Annotated in this window: 28 protein-coding genes; all 28 read right to left on the bottom strand. The window is 57.6% G+C overall.

Features of this window, described 5'->3' with window-relative positions:
- Window positions 1-15 precede the first annotated feature (15 nt).
- The 28 genes from secY to rpoB all read right to left on the bottom strand — a co-directional run bounded on the left by secY (window position 16) and on the right by rpoB (window position 23,488).
- Complete coding sequence (secY, locus tag UIB01_RS17730) at window positions 16-1,344, bottom strand: preprotein translocase subunit SecY (RefSeq protein WP_038663358.1); 1,329 nt, start codon at window positions 1,342-1,344, stop codon at window positions 16-18.
- Entirely contained in the window at window positions 1,345-1,779 is a 435-nt protein-coding gene (rplO, locus tag UIB01_RS17735) for a 50S ribosomal protein L15 (RefSeq protein WP_038663361.1), read from the bottom strand.
- Window positions 1,780-1,782: 3 nt separating this feature from the next.
- Entirely contained in the window at window positions 1,783-1,962 is a 180-nt protein-coding gene (gene rpmD, locus UIB01_RS17740; protein WP_003281818.1) for a 50S ribosomal protein L30, read from the bottom strand.
- Window positions 1,963-1,964: 2 nt separating this feature from the next.
- Entirely contained in the window at window positions 1,965-2,465 is a 501-nt protein-coding gene (gene rpsE, locus UIB01_RS17745; RefSeq protein ID WP_003304059.1) for a 30S ribosomal protein S5, read from the bottom strand.
- 3 nt (window positions 2,466-2,468) lie between these two features.
- Window positions 2,469-2,819, bottom strand: coding sequence for a 50S ribosomal protein L18 (rplR, locus tag UIB01_RS17750; RefSeq protein WP_003281822.1), 351 nt, complete (start codon window positions 2,817-2,819; stop codon window positions 2,469-2,471).
- A 10-nt stretch (window positions 2,820-2,829) separates the two neighbouring features.
- Window positions 2,830-3,363: a 50S ribosomal protein L6 gene (rplF, locus tag UIB01_RS17755; protein WP_014821628.1), complete on the bottom strand. Its 534-nt coding sequence runs from the start codon at window positions 3,361-3,363 to the stop codon at window positions 2,830-2,832.
- A 13-nt stretch (window positions 3,364-3,376) separates the two neighbouring features.
- On the bottom strand, window positions 3,377-3,769 hold the full coding sequence (gene rpsH, locus UIB01_RS17760) for a 30S ribosomal protein S8 (protein ID WP_003293036.1): 393 nt from the start codon (window positions 3,767-3,769) through the stop codon (window positions 3,377-3,379).
- 181 nt (window positions 3,770-3,950) lie between these two features.
- Window positions 3,951-4,256: a 30S ribosomal protein S14 gene (rpsN, locus tag UIB01_RS17765; protein ID WP_015278287.1), complete on the bottom strand. Its 306-nt coding sequence runs from the start codon at window positions 4,254-4,256 to the stop codon at window positions 3,951-3,953.
- 13 nt (window positions 4,257-4,269) lie between these two features.
- A complete protein-coding gene (gene rplE / locus UIB01_RS17770; RefSeq protein WP_038663365.1) occupies window positions 4,270-4,809 on the bottom strand; it encodes a 50S ribosomal protein L5 in 540 nt (179 codons plus the stop codon).
- 19 nt (window positions 4,810-4,828) lie between these two features.
- Complete coding sequence (rplX, locus tag UIB01_RS17775; protein ID WP_003304067.1) at window positions 4,829-5,143, bottom strand: 50S ribosomal protein L24; 315 nt, start codon at window positions 5,141-5,143, stop codon at window positions 4,829-4,831.
- An 11-nt stretch (window positions 5,144-5,154) separates the two neighbouring features.
- Entirely contained in the window at window positions 5,155-5,523 is a 369-nt protein-coding gene (gene rplN, locus UIB01_RS17780) for a 50S ribosomal protein L14 (RefSeq protein WP_003281831.1), read from the bottom strand.
- 23 nt (window positions 5,524-5,546) lie between these two features.
- Window positions 5,547-5,813 carry a 30S ribosomal protein S17 gene (rpsQ, locus tag UIB01_RS17785; RefSeq protein ID WP_003293030.1) on the bottom strand — a complete coding sequence of 89 codons (267 nt, stop codon included), beginning with the start codon at window positions 5,811-5,813 and terminating at the stop codon, window positions 5,547-5,549.
- 2 nt (window positions 5,814-5,815) lie between these two features.
- Window positions 5,816-6,007: a 50S ribosomal protein L29 gene (gene rpmC, locus UIB01_RS17790; RefSeq protein WP_003281834.1), complete on the bottom strand. Its 192-nt coding sequence runs from the start codon at window positions 6,005-6,007 to the stop codon at window positions 5,816-5,818.
- Window positions 6,007-6,420: a 50S ribosomal protein L16 gene (gene rplP, locus UIB01_RS17795; protein ID WP_003281836.1), complete on the bottom strand. Its 414-nt coding sequence runs from the start codon at window positions 6,418-6,420 to the stop codon at window positions 6,007-6,009. Before rplP ends, rpmC begins: the two co-directional genes overlap by 1 nt.
- 12 nt (window positions 6,421-6,432) lie before the next feature.
- Window positions 6,433-7,119, bottom strand: coding sequence for a 30S ribosomal protein S3 (gene rpsC / locus UIB01_RS17800; protein ID WP_003289210.1), 687 nt, complete (start codon window positions 7,117-7,119; stop codon window positions 6,433-6,435).
- A 13-nt stretch (window positions 7,120-7,132) separates the two neighbouring features.
- On the bottom strand, window positions 7,133-7,465 hold the full coding sequence (gene rplV / locus UIB01_RS17805) for a 50S ribosomal protein L22 (protein WP_003103908.1): 333 nt from the start codon (window positions 7,463-7,465) through the stop codon (window positions 7,133-7,135).
- Window positions 7,466-7,478: 13 nt separating this feature from the next.
- A complete protein-coding gene (gene rpsS, locus UIB01_RS17810) occupies window positions 7,479-7,754 on the bottom strand; it encodes a 30S ribosomal protein S19 (RefSeq protein ID WP_003293029.1) in 276 nt (91 codons plus the stop codon).
- Between the two features lie 16 nt (window positions 7,755-7,770).
- Window positions 7,771-8,592, bottom strand: coding sequence for a 50S ribosomal protein L2 (rplB, locus tag UIB01_RS17815; protein ID WP_003281841.1), 822 nt, complete (start codon window positions 8,590-8,592; stop codon window positions 7,771-7,773).
- A 14-nt stretch (window positions 8,593-8,606) separates the two neighbouring features.
- Window positions 8,607-8,906, bottom strand: a complete 300-nt coding sequence (gene rplW / locus UIB01_RS17820; protein WP_003281842.1) for a 50S ribosomal protein L23 — start codon at window positions 8,904-8,906, stop codon at window positions 8,607-8,609.
- Entirely contained in the window at window positions 8,903-9,505 is a 603-nt protein-coding gene (rplD, locus tag UIB01_RS17825) for a 50S ribosomal protein L4 (RefSeq protein WP_038663373.1), read from the bottom strand. Before rplD ends, rplW begins: the two co-directional genes overlap by 4 nt.
- Before the next feature lie 12 nt (window positions 9,506-9,517).
- Window positions 9,518-10,153: a 50S ribosomal protein L3 gene (rplC, locus tag UIB01_RS17830; RefSeq protein ID WP_003304073.1), complete on the bottom strand. Its 636-nt coding sequence runs from the start codon at window positions 10,151-10,153 to the stop codon at window positions 9,518-9,520.
- Window positions 10,154-10,235: 82 nt separating this feature from the next.
- Entirely contained in the window at window positions 10,236-10,547 is a 312-nt protein-coding gene (gene rpsJ / locus UIB01_RS17835) for a 30S ribosomal protein S10 (protein WP_003186070.1), read from the bottom strand.
- A gap of 150 nt (window positions 10,548-10,697) precedes the next feature.
- Complete coding sequence (tuf, locus tag UIB01_RS17840; protein WP_038663376.1) at window positions 10,698-11,891, bottom strand: elongation factor Tu; 1,194 nt, start codon at window positions 11,889-11,891, stop codon at window positions 10,698-10,700.
- 30 nt (window positions 11,892-11,921) lie between these two features.
- Window positions 11,922-14,042 carry an elongation factor G gene (gene fusA / locus UIB01_RS17845; RefSeq protein WP_038663379.1) on the bottom strand — a complete coding sequence of 707 codons (2,121 nt, stop codon included), beginning with the start codon at window positions 14,040-14,042 and terminating at the stop codon, window positions 11,922-11,924.
- Between the two features lie 30 nt (window positions 14,043-14,072).
- Window positions 14,073-14,543 (bottom strand): 30S ribosomal protein S7, encoded by a 471-nt coding sequence (gene rpsG, locus UIB01_RS17850; protein WP_038663382.1) that lies wholly within the window; start codon window positions 14,541-14,543, stop codon window positions 14,073-14,075.
- A gap of 98 nt (window positions 14,544-14,641) precedes the next feature.
- The gene (gene rpsL, locus UIB01_RS17855; protein ID WP_003280832.1) at window positions 14,642-15,013 is read right to left on the bottom strand and encodes a 30S ribosomal protein S12; all 372 of its coding nucleotides are present in this window, start codon (window positions 15,011-15,013) and stop codon (window positions 14,642-14,644) included.
- Window positions 15,014-15,152: 139 nt separating this feature from the next.
- Window positions 15,153-19,352, bottom strand: coding sequence for a DNA-directed RNA polymerase subunit beta' (rpoC, locus tag UIB01_RS17860; RefSeq protein WP_038663385.1), 4,200 nt, complete (start codon window positions 19,350-19,352; stop codon window positions 15,153-15,155).
- Window positions 19,353-19,417: 65 nt separating this feature from the next.
- Complete coding sequence (rpoB, locus tag UIB01_RS17865) at window positions 19,418-23,488, bottom strand: DNA-directed RNA polymerase subunit beta (protein ID WP_038663388.1); 4,071 nt, start codon at window positions 23,486-23,488, stop codon at window positions 19,418-19,420.
- Between the last annotated feature and the right edge of the window lie 105 nt (window positions 23,489-23,593).

Genomic DNA, 23,593 nt, shown 5'->3' on the forward strand with positions numbered 1-23,593 from the left:
ACCTTACGAACCACCTCAGCGGAGCATTCCGCTGCCGTAGCCCTTCAGGTTGGCTTTCTTCATCAGGGAATCGTACTGGTGCGACATGAGGTGTGACTGCACTTGGGACATGAAGTCCATGACAACCACAACAACGATCAGCAACGAGGTCCCACCAAGGTAGAACGGCACATTGGCTGCAACCACAAGGAACTGTGGCAGCAGGCAGACAGCCGTCATGTACAGGGCGCCGAACATGGTCAAACGAGTCAGCACACCATCGATGTAGCGCGCCGACTGCTCACCAGGACGAATCCCGGGAATAAACGCACCGGACTTCTTCAGATTCTCCGCCACATCCTTCGGATTGAACATCAATGCCGTATAGAAGAAGCAGAAGAAAATGATCCCAGCACTGAACAGCAAGATATTCAACGGCTGCCCTGGAGCGATCGACTGCGAAATATCAGCCAACCACCCCATGTTCTCGGACTGACCGAACCACTGCCCCAGAGAGGCAGGGAACAACAGGATGCTGCTGGCGAAGATGGCCGGGATCACGCCCGCCATATTCACCTTCAACGGCAAGTGACTTGTTTGCGCAGCGAAGACCTTACGACCCTGCTGACGCTTCGCGTAGTGCACCGCAATGCGACGCTGCCCACGCTCGATAAAGACCACGAAGCCGATGATTGCAACAGCCAACAGCCCTACAGCGAGCAGAGCGATGATATTAATATCACCCTGGCGAGCCGACTCGAACGATTGACCGAGCGCGCCAGGCAAGCCGGCGACAATACCAGCGAAGATCAACATCGAGATACCGTTGCCGACGCCCCGCTCGGTGATCTGCTCACCCAGCCACATCATGAACATCGCGCCGGAGACGAAGGTAGTGATGGCTACGAAGTAGAAGCCGAAGTCATTGCTGAACGCGACACCTTGCCCCGCCAGCCCGACCGACATCCCAACAGCCTGAACGATTGCCAGGACCAGCGTACCGTAACGCGTGTACTGACTGATCTTGCGTCGCCCAGCCTCACCTTCTTTCTTCAACTGCTCCAGCTGTGGGCTGACAGCGGTCATGAGCTGCATGATGATCGATGCCGAAATGTACGGCATGATCCCCAACGCAAAAATGCTCATGCGCTCCAGCGCACCGCCGGAAAACATGTTGAACAAGCTAAGGATGGTCCCCTCGTTCTGACGAAACAGCTCGGCCAGCCGATCGGGATTGATCCCGGGAACGGGGATGTGCGCGCCAATCCGGTAGACGATGATCGCCATGAACAGAAAGCGCAGACGAGCCCAGAGTTCGGACAGACCACCATTACTCAGCGCGGAGAGAGCACCTTGCTTAGCCATTTATTCCTCGAACTTGCCGCCAGCTGCTTCGATAGCCGCACGCGCACCTTTGGTGGCTGCGATGCCCTTGAGAGTGACCGCACGACCAACCTCGCCCGACAGCATGACTTTTACACGCTGCACGTTCTGATTGATGATGTTGGCATCTTTCAGGCTCTGTACGGTGACAACATCACCTTCCACCTTCGCCAGTTCGGAGGTACGCACTTCTGCGCGATCCATGGCTTTCAGCGAAACGAAGCCGAACTTCGGTAGACGACGATGCAGAGGCTGCTGACCGCCCTCGAAGCCTGGAGCAATCTTGCCGCCGGAACGGGAAGTTTGACCCTTGTGACCACGGCCACCGGTCTTACCCAGGCCGCTACCGATGCCACGACCAGGACGCAGCTTTTCGCGACGGGCACCCGGCGCAGAACGCAGATCGTTCAGTTGCATGGCTTAGCCCTCCACACGGAGCATGTAGTAAGCCTTGTTGATCATGCCGCGATTCTCAGGAGTATCCTGAACCTCAACGGTGTGACCAATGCGACGCAGGCCGAGGCCCTTGACGCACAGCTTGTGATTGGGGATACGACCGCTGACACTCTTGATCAGCGTGACCTTTACGGTATTAGCCATGATCAGGAAATCTCCTCGACGCTCTTGCCACGCTTGGCAGCAATCGACTCAGGCGACTGCATCGCCTTCAATCCCTTGAAAGTGGCGTGAACCACGTTTACCGGGTTGGTAGAGCCGTAGCACTTGGCCAGGACGTTTTGCACACCGGCAACTTCCAGAATGGCGCGCATGGCACCACCAGCGATGACGCCAGTACCTTCAGAGGCAGGCTGCATGTAGACCTTGGACGCGCCATGCGCAGCCTTGGTAGCGTACTGCAGAGTCGTGCCGTTAAGGTCGACCTGGATCATGTTGCGGCGAGCCGCCTCCATGGCCTTCTGAATAGCAGCCGGAACTTCACGGGACTTGCCACGACCGAAGCCGACGCGACCCTTGCCATCACCCACCACAGTCAGTGCGGTGAAGGTGAAGATACGACCACCTTTAACAGTTTTTGCGACGCGGTTAACTTGAACCAGCTTCTCGATGTAGCCTTCGTCGCGCTTTTGCTCGTTATTTGCCATAACTTAGAACTCCAGCCCGCCTTCACGAGCAGCATCAGCCAGTGCCTTCACACGACCGTGGTACTTGAAGCCAGAACGGTCGAACGCCACCTGGGTGACACCTGCGGCTTTCGCGCGCTCAGCGACCAGCTGACCGACCTTCTTGGCAGCGTCGACGTTGCCAGTAGCAGCGTCACGCAGTTCTTTGTCCAGAGTCGAGGCGCTGGCCAGGACCTTGCCGCCGTCGGCCGAAAGGACCTGGGCGTAGATGTGCTGGGAAGAGCGGTACACGCAGAGGCGTACGGTTTCCAGCTCGCGCATCTTCAGGCGTGCCTTGCGAGCGCGACGCAGACGAGTTTCTTTCTTTACGCTCATTTGCTATGCCCTACTTCTTCTTAGCTTCTTTGCGACGGACTACTTCATCCGAGTACCGCACACCCTTGCCCTTGTAAGGCTCAGGACGACGGAAGTCGCGGATTTCAGCAGCCACCTGACCGACCAGTTGCTTGTCGACACCCTTGATCAGGATATCGGTCTGGCTGGGGGTCTCAGCGGTAACGCCTTGCGGCAGTTCGTAATCCACCGGATGCGAGAAACCGAGAGCCAGGGACAGCACTTGACCTTTGGCTTGCGCCTTGTAACCAACACCAACCAGCTGGAGCTTGCGCTCGAAGCCCTGGCTGACGCCAATCACCATGTTATTGACCAGAGCACGGGTAGTACCAGCCATGGCGCGAGTTTGCTGATCGCCATTACGGCCAGCAAAACGCAGCTCACCAGACTCCTGGATTACTTCCACGGACGGATGAACATTCAGTTCGAGAGCGCCTTTTGCGCCCTTCACCGAAAGCTGCTGACCGGACATCTTGATTTCGACGCCAGCTGGCAGCTTGACGGGGTTCTTAGCAACGCGAGACATGCTTATCCCCCCCTTAGAACACAGTGCAGAGCACTTCGCCGCCAACGCCAGCAGCGCGAGCAGCCCGATCAGTCATCACACCCTTATTGGTGGACACGATCGAAACACCCAGACCGCCGCGAACTTTCGGCAACTGATCAACGGATTTGTACTGGCGAAGGCCAGGACGGCTTACGCGCTTGAGTTCCTCGATGACCGGACGGCCTTCGAAATACTTCAGCTCGATGGACAGTTGCGGCTTGGCGTCGCCACTGACCTGGTATCCCGCGATATAGCCTTCACCCTGAAGAACGTTGGCCACAGCCACCTTCAGAGTGGAAGACGGCATGCTTACGACGGACTTTTCGGCCATCTGGGCATTACGGATACGAGTTAGCATGTCCGCTAACGGGTCCTGCATACTCATGGGCTCTTAGCTCCTAATACAAAAAAATAAGCCTTGGACGGCTCGTGTCGCCAATGGGCAAGCCCTACAAAAACGCGAGGCTCAGGCGAGCCGGGCATTCTAGAGAGTTGCCATAAACGAATCAAGCCCCATATGGGGCTTGATCGAAAAACAAACAGGACCCGAAGGTCCTGCCTGGTTTTTACCAGCTGGCTTTGACCAGACCCGGTACGTCGCCACGCATCGCAGCCTGACGCAGCATATTGCGCGAAAGGCCGAACTTGCGGTAAACGCCATGCGGACGACCAGTCAGACGGCAGCGGTTACGCAGACGCGAAGCGCTCGCGTCACGGGGCTGCTTCTGAAGTGCGACCTGGGCTTCCCAACGCGCCTCCGGAGTGGACTCCGGGCTAGCGATGATTGCCTTCAGTGCAGCACGCTTCTGGGCGAACTTGGCGACCGTTTGCTGACGCTTCAGCTCACGGTTCTTCATGCTTTGCTTAGCCATGTGCCTACTCCAATCAGTTACGGAACGGGAAGTGGAAGGCACGCAGCAGCGCGCGACCCTCGTCATCCGTCCGAGCAGTAGTGGTCAGAGTGATGTCCAGACCACGCAGGGCATCGATCTTGTCGTAATCGATTTCCGGGAAGATGATCTGCTCTTTGACACCCATGCTGTAGTTGCCGCGCCCATCAAAGGACTTGGCATTGAGCCCGCGGAAGTCACGCACGCGAGGCAGGGAGATCGAAAGCAGACGATCCAGGAATTCGTACATGCGATCGCTGCGCAGAGTGACTTTGACGCCGATCGGCCAGCCTTCGCGGACTTTGAAGCCTGCGATGGACTTGCGAGCGTGGGTCACAACAACCTTCTGACCAGTGATCTTTTCCAGATCAGCAACAGCGTTATCGATGATTTTTTTGTCACCGATCGCTTCGCCGATACCCATGTTGAGGGTGATCTTGGTAATGCGCGGAACTTCCATCACGTTCTTGAGCTGAAGTTCTTCCATCAGCTTCGGCGCGATTTCCTTCCGATAAACTTCTTTTAGTCGTGCCATGGTTATCTACCTAGCAGTCTCAAGCGTCAACCGGCTTCTGGGTCGACTTGAAGACACGAATTTTCTTGCCTTCTTCAACCTTGAAGCCAACGCGGTCTGCCTTGTTGGTTTCACCGTTGAAAATGGCGACGTTAGAGACGTGCAAAGGCGCCTCCTTCTCGACGATACCGCCCTGAACGCCGGACATCGGGTTCGGCTTGGTATGGCGCTTTACCAGGTTGATCCCGCCAACGACCAGACGGTCGTCCGCGAGAACCTTGAGCACCTTACCGCGCTTGCCCTTGTCTTTGCCGGCGATGACGATGATCTCGTCGTTGCGACGAATCTTTTGCATGCGGCTACTCCTTACAGCACTTCAGGGGCGAGCGAGACGATCTTCATGAACTTCTCGGTACGAAGTTCACGCGTCACTGGCCCAAAGATACGGGTGCCGATAGGCTCCTGCTTGTTGTTCAGCAGAACAGCAGCATTGCCATCGAAGCGAATGATGGAGCCATCGGGACGACGAACGCCGTGACGGGTGCGAACCACAACAGCGGTCATCACCTGGCCTTTCTTGACCTTGCCACGAGGAATCGCTTCCTTGACGGTTACCTTGATAATGTCGCCGATGCCGGCGTAACGGCGGTGGGAACCGCCGAGCACCTTGATACACATGACGCGACGAGCGCCACTGTTATCAGCCACATCGAGCATGGATTGAGTCTGAATCATATAATTTCTCCGACCCCTAGCCCTTAGACTTCGACGGCGCGTTCAACGACGTCAACCAGCATCCAGGACTTGGTCTTTGCCAGCGGACGAGTCTCGCGGATGGTGACCTTGTCGCCGATACGGCACTGGTTGGTTTCGTCGTGGGCGTGCAGTTTGGTCGAACGCTTCACGTATTTACCGTAGATCGGGTGCTTTACGCGACGCTCGATCAGAACGGTGATGGTCTTGTCCATCTTGTCGCTGACGACACGACCGGTCAGCGTGCGGACGGTTTTCTGAGCTTCAGCCATGATCACTTACCTGCCTGCTGGTTGAGCACAGTCTTGACACGAGCGATGTCGCGCTTGACTTGCGAGAGCAGGTGAGACTGCCCCAACTGGCCAGTCGCTTTCTGCATACGCAGATTGAACTGGTCCCGCAGCAGCTCGAGCAGTTGCTCGTTCAGCTGCTCAACGGATTTTTCACGAAGTTCATTCGCTTTCATCACATCACCGTCCGCTTAACAAAGGAGGTGGCGAGCGGCAGCTTTGCAGCGGCCAGGGCGAAAGCCTCACGCGCCAGCTCTTCGGAAACACCCTCGATCTCGTAGAGCACCTTGCCCGGTTGAATCTGGGCTACCCAGTACTCGACGCTACCCTTACCTTTACCCATCCGGACTTCCAGAGGCTTCTTGGTTACAGGCTTGTCGGGGAACACGCGGATCCAGATCTTGCCGCCACGCTTAACGTGACGGGTCAGCGCACGACGTGCAGCCTCGATCTGACGCGCGGTCAGACGACCACGGGAAACAGACTTCAGCGCGAACTCGCCGAAGCTGACCTTACTACCGCGCTGAGCCAGACCACGGTTGTGACCGGTCATCTGCTTGCGGAATTTTGTACGCTTGGGTTGCAACATTTGGCGTACCCCTTACTTAGCAGCTTTTTTACGAGGCGCAGGCGCTTGAGGCTTGAGCTCTTCATGGCGACCACCAATCACTTCGCCTTTGAAGATCCACACCTTCACGCCGATCACACCGTAAGTGGTGTGTGCTTCGTAAGTGTTGTAATCGATATCGGCACGCAGGGTGTGCAGAGGCACACGACCTTCGCGATACCACTCGGTACGGGCAATTTCAGCCCCACCCAGACGACCACTGACCTGGATCTTGATGCCCTTGGCACCAATACGCATGGCGTTCTGCACGGCGCGCTTCATGGCACGACGGAACATTACGCGGCGCTCCAGCTGCTGAGCTACGCTCTGTGCAACCAGCATTGCGTCGAGCTCCGGCTTGCGGATCTCTTCGATATTGATGTGCACCGGCACACCCATTTGCTTGGTCAGGTCCTGACGCAGCTTCTCAACATCCTCACCCTTCTTGCCGATCACGATGCCGGGACGAGCGGTGTGGATGGTGATGCGTGCGGTTTGAGCCGGGCGATGGATATCGATACGGCTTACGGACGCGCTTTTTAGTTTGTCTTGGAGGTACTCACGCACGTTCAGATCTGCAAGCAGATAGTCTGCATACGTACGGCCGTCTGCGTACCAGACGGAGGTGTGCTCCTTGACGATTCCCAGGCGAATGCCAGTGGGATGTACTTTCTGACCCATCTGATCGACTCCGTTACTTGTCCGCAACCTTGACAGTGATATGGCAAGACCGCTTGACGATGCGATCAGCGCGGCCTTTGGCACGCGGCATGATGCGCTTAAGCGAACGCCCCTCGTTGACGAAGACAGTGGAGACCTTCAGGTCATCCACATCAGCGCCTTCGTTGTGCTCGGCGTTGGCAACGGCCGACTCCAGCACTTTTTTCATGATCTCGGCGGCTTTCTTGCTACTGAAAGCCAGGAGGTTGAGCGCTTCGCCCACCTTCTTCCCGCGGATCTGGTCGGCGACCAGGCGGGCTTTCTGGGCGGAGATGCGAGCGCCCGACAACTTAGCGGCTACTTCCATCTTTCCTTACCCCTTAGCGCTTGCCTTTCTTGTCCGCCACATGCCCGCGATAGGTGCGGGTAGCAGCGAACTCGCCGAGTTTGTGGCCGACCATGTCTTCGGACACGAGGACCGGTACATGTTGACGACCGTTATGTACAGCGATGGTCAGACCGACCATTTGCGGCAGGATCATCGAACGACGCGACCAGGTTTTAACCGGCTTACGATCGTTCTTTTCCACCGCCGCTTCGACCTTCTTCAATAGGTGAAGATCGATAAAAGGACCTTTTTTCAGAGAACGCGGCACTGTCGTATCCCTCTAGTTACTTGCGACGACGGACAATCATGTTATCGGTGCGCTTGTTAGTGCGGGTCTTCGCGCCCTTAGTCGGGAAGCCCCATGGCGACACCGGATGACGACCACCGGAGGTACGACCTTCACCACCACCGTGCGGGTGATCGACCGGGTTCATCGCGACACCACGAACGGTAGGACGAATGCCCTTCCAGCGCTTGGCACCAGCTTTGCCCAGCGAACGCAGGCTGTGCTCGGAGTTCGAGACTTCGCCCAGAGTCGCACGGCACTCGGCCAGCACTTTGCGCATCTCGCCGGAGCGCAGACGCAGCGTCACGTAGGAACCCTCGCGAGCAACCAGCTGAGCCGAAGCACCAGCGGAGCGAGCGATCTGAGCACCCTTACCCGGCTTGAGCTCGACACCGTGAACGGTAGAACCCAACGGGATGTTACGCAGTGGCAGGCTGTTGCCAGCCTTGATCGGAGCGTTAATGCCCGAGACCAGCTGATCACCAGCGCTCACGCCCTTCGGCGCGATGATGTAGCGACGCTCGCCGTCGGCATACTTCAGCAGCGCAATGTGTGCAGTACGGTTCGGGTCGTATTCGATACGCTCGACGATGGCAGGAATGCCATCCTTGTTGCGACGAAAATCGACCAGACGGTAATGCTGCTTGTGACCACCGCCGATGTGACGAGTGGTGATACGACCGTTGTTGTTACGGCCGCCAGTCTTCGACTTCTTCTCGAGCAGCGGTGCGTAAGGAGCGCCTTTGTGCAGCTCCTGATTGACCACCTTGACCACAAAACGGCGGCCCGCGGAAGTCGGTTTGCATTTAACGATTGCCATGATGCACCCCTTCCTTACTCAGCACTGCCGGAGAAATCGAGATCCTGGCCTGGCTGAAGCGCGATGTACGCCTTCTTCCAGTCGTTGCGCTTGCCCAGACCGCGAGCGGTGCGCTTGGTCTTGCCCTGAACATTCAGGGTGTTGACGGCGGCAACCTTCACGTCGAACAGGCTTTCAACAGCCTTCTTGATTTCCAGCTTGGTTGCGTCGGTCGCAACCTTGAAAACGAATTGCTTCTTGCTGTCAGCCAGCACGGTAGCCTTCTCAGAGACGTGCGGACCAAGCAGGACTTTGAATACGCGTTCCTGGTTCATCCCAGCAGCTCCTCGAATTTCTTCACAGCCGACACGGTGATCAACACCTTGTCATAGGCGATCAGGCTGACCGGATCGGAACCCTGGACGTCACGCACGTCAACGTGCGGCAGGTTACGTGCAGCCAGGTACAGATTCTGATCGACAGCATCGGAAACGATCAGCACGTCATTTAGACCCATACCATTGAGCTTGCTAGCGAGCTCCTTGGTTTTCGGGGCAGCGACAGCAAAATCCTCTACGACAACCAGACGCTCGGAGCGAACCAGCTCAGCAAGAATGGAGCGCATTGCTGCGCGGTACATTTTCTTGTTCAGCTTCTGCTCATGATTCTGCGGACGAGCTGCGAAAGTTACGCCACCGCCACGCCAGATCGGACCACGACTGGTACCAGCACGAGCACGACCGGTGCCCTTCTGGCGCCATGGACGCTTGCCACCACCGGACACATCGGAACGGGTCTTCTGCTGCTTGCTACCCTGACGACCGCCAGCCATGTAGGCGACGACTGCCTGGTGCACCAGCGTCTCGTTGTAATCGCCACCAAAGGTGCGATCGGAGACTTCGATGGCCTGTGCGCCATTTACATTCAATTGCATGTGAACTCCCCCTTAACCGCGAGCCTTGGCGGCCGGACGCACGAGCACGTCACCGCCAGTGGCGCCGGGCACTGCGCCCTTTACCAACAGCAGGTTCCGCTCAGCGTCGACACGCACGATTTCCAGAGACTGCACGGTTACGCGCTCGGCGCCCATGTGCCCGGACATCTTCTTGCCCTTGAATACACGACCTGGAGTCTGGCACTGACCGATAGAGCCCGGGACGCGGTGGGATACGGAGTTACCGTGGGTATTGTCCTGACCACGGAAGTTCCAGCGCTTGATGGTACCGGCAAAGCCTTTACCCTTGGACTGACCGGTGACATCCACCATCTGTCCAGCCTGGAAAATCTCGGCATTGATCTGGTCACCAACCTGGAACTCCTCGCCATCAAGGCGGAATTCCCAGACGCCACGACCTGCAGCAACATTCGCCTTCGCGAAGTGACCGGCCTGAGCCTTGGTAACACGGGACGCGCGACGCTCACCGACAGTGACCTGCACTGCACGATAGCCATCGCTCTCTTCATTCTTGAACTGAGTGACGCGATTCGGCTCGATCTCGATGACCGTAACCGGAATAGAGACACCATCCTCGGTGAAAACGCGGGTCATACCGCATTTGCGACCGACTACACCAATAGTCATTTTGAAACCTCTTGAGTGTACGGGGCTTTCACCCGCTATGGCCGCCCATTTCAGAGCGTTACACGACTAAAACTCTCAGGCTTTAGCCGAGGCTGATCTGCACTTCCACACCAGCCGCAAGATCGAGCTTCATCAGCGCATCGACAGTTTTGTCGGTCGGCTGGACAATATCCAGCACACGCTTATGGGTTCGAATTTCATACTGATCGCGCGCGTCTTTGTTGACGTGCGGAGAAACCAGCACAGTGAACCGCTCTTTGCGGGTTGGCAGCGGAATCGGACCACGCACCTGAGCACCAGTACGTTTCGCGGTTTCCACGATTTCCTGGGTTGATTGATCGATCAGGCGATGGTCAAAAGCCTTCAACCGAATACGGATTTGTTGGTTTTGCATTTTGACCTCAGACTCCAAGTAGCCACCCTACCAGGCGCAATACCCCCGGTAAAAGGAGGCGCAATTGTACGGATGCGTCCAGAGGGTGTCAATAAATGATCAACAATAGAAAAAGGCCCCCGAAGGGGCCTTTTTCATCATCGACAAATATTACTCGATGATCTTGGCAACCACGCCGGCACCAACGGTACGACCACCTTCGCGAATCGCGAAGCGCAGGCCGTCTTCCATGGCGATCGGCTTGATCAGGGTAACAACCATTTTCACGTTGTCGCCCGGCATTACCATCTCAACGCCTTCCGGCAGTTCGCACGAACCGGTTACGTCAGTGGTACGGAAGTAGAACTGCGGACGGTAGCCCTTGAAGAACGGGGTGTGACGACCACCTTCTTCCTTGGACAGCACGTACACTTCTGCTTCGAACTTGGTGTGCGGCTTGATGGTGCCCGGCTTGGCCAGTACCTGACCACGCTCTACGTCGTCACGCTTGGTGCCGCGCAGCAGGACGCCACAGTTCTCACCAGCACGACCTTCGTCGAGCAGCTTGCGGAACATCTCGACACCGGTACAGGTGGTCTTAGTGGTATCACGCAGACCAACGATCTCGATTTCTTCCTGGATCTTGACGATACCGCGCTCTACACGACCGGTAACCACGGTGCCGCGACCGGAGATGGAGAATACGTCTTCGATCGGCATCAGGAACGGCTTGTCGATGGCGCGAACCGGCTCAGGGATGTAGGTATCCAGGGTCTCGACCAGCTTCTTGACGGCAGTGGTGCCCATCTCGTTGTCGTCTTGACCGTTCAGAGCCATCAGTGCGGAACCGATGATGATCGGAGTGTCGTCGCCCGGGAAGTCGTAAGTGCTGAGCAGATCGCGCACTTCCATTTCCACCAGCTCGAGCAGCTCGGCGTCATCAACCATGTCGGCCTTGTTCAGGAACACGACAATGTACGGAACACCTACCTGACGGGACAGCAGGATGTGCTCGCGAGTCTGCGGCATGGGGCCGTCAGCAGCCGAGCAAACCAGGATCGCGCCGTCCATCTGGGCAGCACCGGTGATCATGTTCTTCACATAGTCAGCGTGACCCGGGCAATCAACGTGCGCGTAGTGACGAATATTGGAATCGTACTCTACGTGAGCGGTGTTGATGGTGATACCGCGAGCCTTCTCTTCCGGGGCGCTATCGATCTTGTCGAAGTCGACACGAGCGGAACCGAAAACCTCGGAGCACACACGGGTCAGAGCAGCCGTCAGAGTGGTCTTGCCATGGTCGACGTGACCAATGGTGCCGACGTTGACGTGCGGTTTGTTACGTTCGAATTTTTCCTTAGCCACGACAGTAAACCTCTTACTTAAAGGGCTGAATCAACCTTGTTTTTTAACGAGTGTCTCGACGATATTCGCCGGAGCCTCAGCGTATTTGGAGAATTCCATGGAGTAGCTCGCGCGACCCTGAGACATGGAACGAACGTCGGTCGCATAACCGAACATCTCTCCGAGCGGAACCTCAGCACGGATAACCTTGCCGGAGACCGAGTCTTCCATACCCTGGATCAGACCGCGACGACGGTTCAGGTCACCCATCACATCGCCCATGTAATCTTCCGGGGTCACTACTTCAACCTTCATGATGGGCTCAAGCACCTTACCGCCGCCCTTGCTGGCCAACTGCTTGGTAGCCATCGAAGCTGCAACCTTGAACGCCATCTCGTTGGAGTCGACGTCATGGTAGGAACCATCAAACACGGTCGCCTTCAGGCCGATCAGCGGATAGCCGGCAACAACGCCGTTCTTCATCTGCTCTTCGATGCCTTTTTGGATCGCCGGGATGTATTCCTTCGGAACCACACCACCCACCACCTCGTTGGTGAACACCAGACCTTCGGTGATGTTGCCTTTTTCGTCCACATCCGGAGTGGAGAAACGAATCCAGCAATGACCGAACTGGCCACGACCACCAGACTGCCGAACGAACTTACCTTCGATCTCGACGTTGTCTTTGGTGATGGTTTCGCGATACGAAACCTGAGGCTTGCCGATATTCGCCTCGACGTTGAACTCGCGACGCATACGGTCTACAAGGATGTCGAGGTGCAGCTCACCCATACCAGAGATGATGGTCTGACCCGTCTCTTCGTCGGTCTGAACACGGAACGAAGGGTCTTCCTGAGCCAGCTTGCCCAGCGCGATACCCATCTTCTCCTGGTCAGCCTTGGTCTTCGGCTCAACAGCCACCGAAATTACCGGCTCCGGGAAGTCCATACGCTCGAGAATGATCGGCTTATCTATCGAGCACAGAGTGTCACCAGTGGTGACATCCTTCATACCAATCAGAGCAGCGATATCACCGGCGCGGCATTCCTTGATCTCTTCACGCTGGTTGGCATGCATCTGCACCATCCGACCAACGCGCTCCTTCTTGCCCTTGACCGAGTTCATCACCGAGTCACCGGACGACAGAACACCGGAGTAGACGCGGGCGAAGGTCAGAGTACCCACAAACGGGTCGGTCGCAATCTTGAATGCGAGCGCAGAGAAAGGCTCTTCATCGCTTGCGTGGCGCTCGTCGACCTGTTCCTCGTTATCCGGATTGACACCCTGGATAGCCGGAATTTCAGTCGGCGCAGGCAGGAAGTCGATCACTGCGTCGAGAACCAGGGGAACACCCTTGTTCTTGAACGACGAGCCACAGACAGCCGGAACGATTTCACAAGCAATGGTGCGCTGACGCAGCCCAGCCTTGATCTCGTCAACGGTAAGCTCACCGCCCTCGAGATACTTGTTCATCAGCTCTTCGTTGGCCTCGGCCGCAGCCTCGATCATGTTAGAGCGATACTCTTCAGCCAAATCCATCAGCTCAGCCGGAATCTCTTCCTCGCGGTAGCTGGTGCCCTTGTCTTCATCGTTCCAGTAGATGGCCTTCATCTTGATCAGATCGATCTGACCCTCGAAGTTCTCTTCGGAGCCGATAGCAAGCTGGACAGGTACCGGGGTATGACCCAGACGTTGCTTGATCTGACCAACTACGCGCAGGAAGTTTGCTCCCTGGCGGTCCATCTTGTTCACGTAGACGATACGCGGAACACCGTACTTGTTGGCCTGACGCCATACGGTCTCGGACTGCGGCTCAACGCCGGAAGTACCGCAGAATACAACCACAGCACCATCGAGAACGCGGAGCGAGCGCTCCACCTCAATGGTGAAGTCAACGTGACCGGGAGTATCGATGACGTTGACGCGATAGTTGTCGTACTGACCGCGCGAACCCTGCCAGAAGGTCGTTACAGCAGCAGAAGTAATGGTAATACCACGCTCCTGCTCCTGAACCATCCAGTCGGTAGTCGCTGCGCCGTCGTGCACTTCACCCATCTTATGACTGAGGCCGGTGTAGAACAGAATCCGCTCCGTCGTGGTGGTCTTGCCCGCGTCGACGTGGGCACAGATACCGATGTTACGGTAGCGGTTGATAGGGGTAGTACGGGCCACAATAAGGTCCTCGTAAAAGTTGCGCTTGATTTAGAAGCGGTAGTGCGAGAAGGCCTTGTTGGCTTCAGCCATACGGTGCACGTCTTCGCGCTTCTTGACTGCAGCGCCTTTACCTTCATAAGCATCCATCAGCTCGCCAGCAAGGCGCAGCGCCATGGATTTCTCGCCACGCTTGCGCGCAGCATCGACGAGCCAGCGCATGGCCAGGGCATTGCGACGGGAAGGACGAACTTCGACCGGAACCTGGTAGGTAGCACCGCCAACACGGCGGGATTTGACTTCGACCAGCGGAGCGATGGCATCGAGTGCTTTTTCGAAGATTTCCAGGGGATCGCTGTTCTTGCGCTCCTTCACCTTGTCCAGTGCACCATAAACGATACGCTCGGCAACGGCTTTCTTGCCGCTCTCCATCACGTGGTTCATGAACTTGGCCAGGATCAGACTTCCGTACTTCGGATCGTCAAGGATCTCGCGCTTGGCTGCTACACGACGTCTTGGCATTGATAAGCCCTCAAACGGTCTTCAGGTTAGCTCGGAACGGTAACTTTCAAGTTACGCCCGACCTTACTCTTATCGACTCAAATAAATAGAAATGCTGCTTACTTCGGGCGCTTGGCGCCGTACTTGGAACGACCCTGCTTACGATCTTTAACGCCGGAGGTATCCAGCGAACCGCGCACGGTGTGGTAACGCACACCCGGAAGGTCTTTTACACGACCGCCACGGATCAGCACTACGCTGTGCTCTTGCAGGTTGTGGCCTTCACCGCCGATATAGGAAGCGACTTCATAGCCATTGGTCAGGCGAACACGGCACACTTTACGCAGTGCAGAGTTCGGTTTCTTCGGCGTGGTGGTGTACACACGGGTGCACACGCCACGACGTTGCGGGCAGTTTTGCAGCGCAGGGACGTCGCTTTTCTCGACGACCCGCTTACGCGGCTGACGTACCAGCTGGTTGATAGTTGCCATCTACTAGCTCCACTGTTGTCTTTCGACACAAACGAAAAATGGCAGGGCACGAAGCCCCGCCAAATTAGGGGTACGAGAGTTTAAAGAGCTTCTCGCCCACCGTCAAGGCAGGCCCTGGCTCACCGCCAGGACCCAGCACTTAGTTACCGCTGGAGTTCAGCGCCTCGGTCAGAGCCGCTTCGACCTCATCAGCACTCACACGAACGGGTTTGTCTGCTTCACGCTTGCGCTTGCGCTCGCTGTGGTATTGCAGACCGGTACCGGCCGGGATCAGACGACCTACGACTACGTTCTCCTTGAGGCCACGCAGATAATCGCGCTTGCCGGTAACGGCAGCCTCGGTCAGTACACGCGTGGTCTCTTGGAAGGACGCCGCCGAAATGAACGACTCGGTCGACAGCGATGCCTTGGTAATGCCCAGCAGAACACGCACGTACTTGGAGACAAACTTGTCTTCCTCGCTCAAACGCTCGTTCTCTTCCAGCACCTGGGTCAACTCCATCTGGTCGCCCTTGATGAAGCTGGAATCACCCGACTCGCTAATTTCGACCTTGCGCAACATCTGGCGCAGGATGGTCTCGATGTGCTTGTCGTTGATCTTCACGCCCTGCAGGCGGTACACGTCCTGAATCTCGTTGACGATGTACTTGGCCAGGGCGCTTACACCCAACAGCCGCAGGATGTCGTGCGGATTGCTCGGACCGTCGGAGATCACTTCACCCTTGTTCACCTGCTCGCCTTCGAAGACGTTCAGGTGACGCCACTTCGGAATCAGCTCTTCGTACGGATCGCTGCCATCGGTCGGAGTAATCACCAGACGGCGCTTGCCTTTGGTTTCCTTACCGAAGGAAATCGTACCGCTGATTTCCGCCAGGATGGACGGCTCCTTCGGACGACGCGCTTCGAACAAGTCCGCAACGCGCGGCAGACCGCCGGTGATGTCGCGGGTCTTCGAGGTTTCCTGTGGGATACGTGCGATAACGTCACCCACATTGATCTCGGCGCCGTCGGCCACGCCCACCAGTGCGTTAGCCGGCAGGAAGTACTGGGCAGGAACGTCGGTACCCGGGAGCAGCAGCTCCTTGCCATTGACATCGACCATCTTGATCGCCGGACGAATATCCTTGCCCGATGCCGGACGGTCTTTCGGATCCATCACCTCAATATTGGTCAGGCCGGTGAGCTCATCGGTCTGGCGCTTGATGGTGATATTCTCTTCCATCCCGACGAAGGTCACGACGCCCTTCATCTCGGTGACGATCGGGTGGGTGTGCGGATCCCACTTGGCAACCACCGCACCGGCGTCAACCTTGTCGCCCTCCTTCACCGAAATCACCGCACCGTATGGCAGCTTGTAACGCTCGCGCTCACGACCGAAGTCGTCGGCAACCGCCAGCTCGCCCGAACGGGAAACCGCGACCAGCGCACCGTCGGCACGCTCTACGTGCTTCAGGTTGTGCAAGCGAATGGTGCCGCCGTTCTTCACCATGACGTTGTCGACCGCGGAAGTACGACTGGCCGCACCACCAATGTGGAACGTCCGCATGGTCAGCTGGGTACCCGGCTCACCGATGGACTGCGCGGCGATCACGCCTACCGCCTCACCAATGTTCACCTGATGCCCACGAGCCAGATCGCGACCGTAGCACTTGGCGCAGATACCGTAGCGGGTTTCACAGGAAATCGGCGAGCGCACGACCACTTCGTCGATGCTGTTCAGCTCGATGAAGTCGACCCACTGCTCATCAACCAGCGTACCGGCTGGAACCAGTACATCATCGGTGCCCGGCTTGAGCACATCGCGCGCGATCACACGACCGAGAACACGCTCACCGAGCGGCTCGACCACGTCGCCACCCTCGATGTGCGGGGTCATGAACAGACCCTGCTCGGTGCCGCAATCGACCTCGGTGACCACCAGATCCTGCGCGACATCGACCAGACGACGAGTCAGGTAACCGGAGTTCGCGGTTTTCAGCGCGGTATCCGCCAGACCTTTACGAGCACCGTGAGTGGAGATGAAGTACTGCAGTACGTTCAGGCCTTCACGGAAGTTGGCGGTAATCGGCGTCTCGATGATGGAGCCATCCGGCTTGGCCATCAGGCCACGCATACCCGCCAGCTGGCGAATCTGGGCAGCGGAACCCCGCGCGCCCGAGTCAGCCATCATGTACATCGAGTTGAAGGAGTCCTGCTCGGCTTCCTTGCCATCTCGATCAATGACCTTCTCCTTGGAGAGGTTGGCCATCATCGCTTTGGAAACTTCGTCGTTGGCCTTGGACCAAAGGTCGATCACCTTGTTGTACTTCTCGCCCTGGGTTACCAGGCCGGACGCATACTGGCTCTCGATCTCTTTAACTTCTTCGGTAGCCGCATCGATGATGCGTGCCTTCTCATCCGGAATCACAAAGTCGTTCACGCCGATGGAAACACCGGAGATGGTCGAGTAAGCGAAACCGGTGTACATCAACTGGTCGGCGAAGATGACGGTGTCCTTCAGACCAACGGTGCGGTAGCACAGGTTGATCAGCTTGGAGATCGCCTTCTTCTTCATCGGCTGGTTGACCACATCGAACGCCAGGCCGGCCGGCACGATCTGGAACAGCAGCGCGCGGCCAACGGTGGTGTCGACGATGCGAGTGTTCTTGGTAATGGTGCCGTCGCGATCCTTGATCACTTCGTTGATACGCACTTTTACCCGCGCATGCAGCGATGCCTCACCCGCACGGAAAACGCGATCGACTTCCTGCAGATCGGCGAACACACGACCTTCGCCCTTGGCGTTGATCGCTTCGCGGGTCATGTAGTACAGACCCAAGACGACGTCCTGCGAAGGAACGATGATCGGCTCACCGTTTGCTGGCGAGAGGATGTTGTTGGTCGACATCATCAGCGCGCGCGCTTCCAGCTGAGCTTCCAGCGTAAGCGGCACGTGCACGGCCATCTGGTCACCGTCGAAGTCGGCGTTGTACGCGGCGCAGACCAGCGGATGCAGCTGGATCGCCTTGCCTTCGATCAACACCGGCTCGAACGCCTGGATACCCAGACGGTGCAGGGTTGGCGCGCGGTTGAGCAGCACGGGATGTTCGCGGATGACTTCGGCGAGCACGTCCCAGACCTCTGGCAGTTCGCGCTCGACCATCTTCTTGGCCGCCTTGATGGTGGTGGCCATGCCACGCATTTCAAGCTTGCCGAAAATGAACGGCTTGAACAGCTCGAGGGCCATCTTCTTCGGCAGACCGCACTGATGCAGACGCAGGGTCGGGCCCACGGTGATCACGGAACGACCGGAGTAGTCCACACGCTTGCCGAGCAGGTTCTGACGGAAACGACCCTGCTTGCCCTTGATCATGTCAGCCAGGGACTTCAAGGGGCGCTTGTTCGAACCGGTGATGGCACGGCCGCGACGGCCGTTGTCCAGCAGCGCGTCGACCGCCTCCTGCAGCATGCGCTTTTCGTTGCGCACGATGATGTCCGGCGCCGACAGGTCGAGCAGGCGCTTCAGACGGTTGTTACGGTTGATAACGCGGCGATACAGATCGTTCAGATCCGAAGTCGCGAAGCGACCGCCATCCAGCGGGACCAGCGGACGCAGATCCGGCGGCAGCACTGGTAGCACGGTCAGAATCATCCACTCCGGCAGGTTGCCCGAGCCATGGAAAGCTTCCATCAGCTTCAGCCGCTTGGAGAGCTTTTTGATCTTGGTTTCCGAGTTGGTCTGCGGGATCTCTTCGCGCAGGCGACCGATCTCGTGCTCCAGGTCGATCTGGATCAGCAGCTCGCGCACAGCCTCGGCACCCATGCGGGCATCGAAGTCGTCGCCGAACTCTTCCAGCGCCTCGAAGTACTGCTCGTCATTCAGCAGCTGACCCTTTTCCAGGGTGGTCATGCCCGGATCGATGACAACGTAGCTCTCAAAGTAGAGCACGCGCTCGATGTCACGCAGGGTCATATCCAGCAGCAGACCGATACGGGACGGCAGCGACTTCAGGAACCAGATATGGGCGACCGGCGATGCGAGTTCGATATGCGCCATGCGTTCGCGACGCACCTTGGCCAACGCGACTTCAACACCGCACTTCTCACAAATAACACCGCGGTGCTTGAGGCGCTTGTACTTACCGCACAGGCACTCATAGTCCTTAACCGGGCCAAAGATCTTGGCGCAGAACAGGCCGTCACGCTCCGGCTTGAACGTACGGTAGTTGATGGTTTCCGGCTTCTTTACTTCGCCGAATGACCAGGAACGGATCATTTCGGGCGAAGCCAGGGCAATCTTAATGGCATCGAACTCTTCGATTTGACCCTGGTTTTTCAGCAGATTCAGCAAGTCTTTCAAGGCCTTTCCTCCTCACGGACCTGCGACACCCGGCTAGTGCCGGGCGCCGCGCAGGCGGTGCGTGGTTATTCGGTTTCCAGATCGATATCGATACCGAGCGAGCGGATCTCTTTGATCAACACGTTGAAGGATTCCGGCATGCCGGCCTCCATGCGGTGATCGCCGTCCACGATGTTCTTGTACATCTTGGTCCGCCCGTTCACGTCGTCCGACTTGACCGTGAGCATTTCCTGCAGGGTGTAAGCGGCGCCATAGGCTTCCAGAGCCCAGACCTCCATCTCCCCGAAACGCTGACCACCGAACTGCGCCTTACCACCCAGCGGCTGCTGGGTGACCAGGCTGTACGAACCGGTGGAACGCGCGTGCATCTTGTCGTCGACCAGGTGGTTCAGCTTGAGCATGTACATGTAGCCGACAGTGGTGGTGCGCTCGAACTTGTTGCCGGTGCGCCCGTCGAACAGCTGCATCTGACCGCTTTCCGGCAGATCAGCCAGCTTCAGCATGGCCTTGATCTCGCGCTCCTTGGCTCCGTCGAATACCGGAGTAGCCATCGGAACACCCTTGCGCAGGTTGTTGGCCAGGTCCAACACTTCCTGATCGCTCAGGTCATCCAGGTTTTCCTGACGGCCGCCGATCTCGTTGTAGATCTCGTGCAGGAACTTGCGCAGTTCAGCGACCTTGCGCTGCTCTTCGAGCATCAGATTGATCTTCTCGCCCAGACCCTTGGCCGCGAGGCCCAGGTGGGTTTCAAGTATCTGACCGACGTTCATACGCGACGGTACGCCAAGCGGGTTGAGCACGATGTCGACCGGTGTGCCGTTGGCATCATGCGGCATGTCTTCTACCGGCATGATGACCGAGACGACACCCTTGTTACCATGACGACCAGCCATCTTGTCACCCGGCTGGATGCGGCGCTTGATCGCTAGGTAGACCTTGACGATCTTCAGCACGCCCGGCGCCAGGTCATCGCCCTGCTGCAGCTTGCGCTTCTTGTCTTCGAACTTGTCGTCGAGCAACTGACGGCGATCGGACAGGTAGGCCTGGGCCTTTTCCAACTGCTCGTTCAGCGCATCTTCGGCCATGCGCAGCTTGAACCACTGCCCATGCTCCAGCCCGTCGAGGATCTCGTCGGTGATCACAGCACCTTTCTTCAGACCAGCACCGCCCTCGGCAGTCGCACCCACCAGAGCCGAGCGCAGGCGTTCGAAGGTAGCGCCTTCGACGATGCGGAACTCCTCGTTGAGGTCCTTGCGGATCTCGTCGAGTTGCATCTTCTCGATGGCCAGCGCACGGGAATCACGCTCGACGCCGTCACGGATGAACACCTGAACGTCAATAACGGTGCCCTTGGTGCCAGTCGGCACGCGCAGGGAGGTGTCCTTCACATCGGACGCCTTCTCACCGAAGATCGCGCGCAGCAGCTTCTCTTCTGGAGTCAGCTGGGTTTCGCCTTTCGGCGTGACCTTGCCAACCAGGATATCGCCCGGGCCGACCTCGGCACCGACGTAAACAATGCCCGCCTCGTCCAGCTTGTTCAGCGCAGCCTCACCCACGTTCGGGATGTCTGCGGTGATTTCCTCTGGGCCGAGCTTGGTGTCACGCGACACGCAGGTCAGTTCCTGGATATGGATAGTGGTGAAACGATCTTCCTGAACCACACGCTCCGAGAGGAGGATGGAGTCTTCGAAGTTGTAGCCGTTCCAAGGCATGAACGCGACGCGCATGTTCTGCCCGAGCGCCAATTCACCCATATCGGTGGACGGACCGTCGGCCATGATATCGCCACGCTCCACCACGTCACCCTTGCGAACCAGCGGACGCTGATTGATACAGGTATTCTGGTTGGACCGTGTGTACTTGGTCAGGTTGTAGATGTCGACACCCGCTTCGCCGGTCTCGACCTCAGCATCATGAACACGCACGACCACACGGCTGGCGTCCACCGAATCGATCACACCGCCACGACGAGCAACCACACAGACACCGGAGTCGCGCGCAACGTTGCGCTCCATGCCGGTACCGACCAGTGGCTTGTCCGAACGCAGAGTCGGCACGGCCTGACGCTGCATGTTCGAACCCATCAGGGCGCGGTTGGCGTCGTCGTGCTCGAGGAACGGAATCAGCGAGGCAGCGACAGAGACGACCTGCTTTGGCGACACGTCCATCAGGGTTACGTCTTCCGGCGCCTTGACGGTGAACTCGTTCAGGTGACGCACGGCCACCAGTTCGTCGACCAGCTTGCGGCCGTCCAGCTTGGCGCTGGCCTGGGCGATAACGTGGTCAGCTTCCTCGATTGCCGAGAGGAACACGATCTCGTCGGTAACTTCGCCTTCTTTGACCACGCGGTATGGGCTTTCCAGGAAGCCATACTGGTTGGTCCGGGCGTAGGCGGCCAGCGAGTTGATCAGACCGATGTTAGGGCCTTCTGGCGTTTCGATCGGGCACACGCGGCCGTAGTGGGTCGGGTGTACGTCACGAACCTCGAAGCCGGCACGCTCACGGGTCAGACCACCCGGGCCGAGGGCCGAAACACGGCGCTTGTGGGTGATCTCGGAGAGCGGGTTGTTCTGGTCCATGAACTGCGAGAGCTGGCTGGAACCGAAGAACTCCTTCACCGCCGCCGCAACCGGCTTGGCGTTGATCAGATCCTGCGGCATCAGGCCTTCGCTTTCGGCCATCGACAGACGTTCCTTGACCGCACGCTCGACGCGCACCAGGCCAACACGGAACTGGTTCTCGGCCATCTCGCCGACACAACGGACACGACGGTTACCCAGGTGATCGATGTCGTCGACGATCCCTTTACCGTTACGAATATCGACCAAGGTCTTGAGGACCGCAACGATATCTTCGCGGCTCAGTACGCCGGAACCCTCGATCTCGGTACGACCGATACGACGATTGAACTTCATCCGGCCTACGGCGGACAGGTCGTAACGCTCCGAAGCGAAGAACAGGTTGTTGAACAGCGTCTCGGCAGCGTCCTTGGTTGGCGGCTCGCCTGGACGCATCATCCGATAGATTTCCACCAGCGCTTCAAGCTGATTGGTGGTGGAGTCGATCTTCAACGTATCGGAAATGAACGGACCACAATCGATATCGTTGGTGTATAGCGTTTCGAAACGCACAACCTGAGCCTTGACGATCTTCGCCATGACATCGACGGTCAGCTCGGTGTTGCACTCAGCGATGATTTCGCCGGTGGCCGGGTGCACGATCGCCTTGGCAACGGTACGGCCCAGCACGTAGTCCATCGGCATCTCGAGCTCTTTGATGCCGGACTTGTCGAGCTGATTGATGTGACGAGCAGTGATACGGCGACCCTGCTCGACGATGACCTTGCCGTTTTCATCCTTGATGTCGAAGCTGGCAATTTCGCCACGCAGACGCTGCGGCACCAATTCCAAGGCAAGGCTCTCGCCCTTCACATGGAAAATGTTGGTGTCGTAGAAGGCATCGAGGATCTCTTCGGTGCTGTAGTTCAGCGCGCGCAGAAGCACCGAGGCCGGCAGCTTGCGGCGACGGTCGATACGCACGAAGACGGCGTCCTTCGGATCGAACTCGAAGTCAAGCCAGGATCCGCGGTAAGGAATGATGCGAGCCGAGTACAACAGCTTGCCGGAGCTGTGGGTCTTACCGCGGTCGTGATCGAAGAACACGCCTGGCGAGCGGTGCAACTGGGAGACGATGACGCGCTCAGTACCGTTGATAATAAAGGTACCGTTCTCAGTCATCAGGGGGATTTCCCCCATGTACACTTCCTGCTCCTTGATATCCTTGATGGCCTTATTCGACGATTCTTTGTCGAAAATGATTAGGCGCACCTTGACCCGTAGCGGGACGGCAAACGTCACGCCGCGCAAGACACATTCCTTGACATCGAAAGCCGGCTCACCCAGGCGATAGCCGACGTATTCCAGCGCTGCATTGCCAGAATAGCTAATGATCGGGAAAACGGATTTGAAGGCTGCATGCAAGCCAATGTCGCGGAACTGATCTTTGGTCGCTCCCGCCTGCAGGAATTCGCGATACGAATCCAGCTGGATGGCCAAAAGATACGGCACGTCCATCACGTGCGGTAACTTGCTAAAGTCCTTGCGGATACGTTTTTTCTCAGTGTATGAGTAAGCCATCAGCGTTCCCCAGCTTGGTCACCTGCTTGTTGGCTTCTCCCGACGGGAGCAGCCAGAAAATCTTGCGAATCCCTTGATTCGCACCACCTCGAGGTGGCTTTCCGC

The sequence above is a fragment of the Stutzerimonas decontaminans genome, assembly GCF_000661915.1.
GTDB classification, from domain to species: Bacteria; Pseudomonadota; Gammaproteobacteria; order Pseudomonadales; family Pseudomonadaceae; genus Stutzerimonas; species Stutzerimonas decontaminans.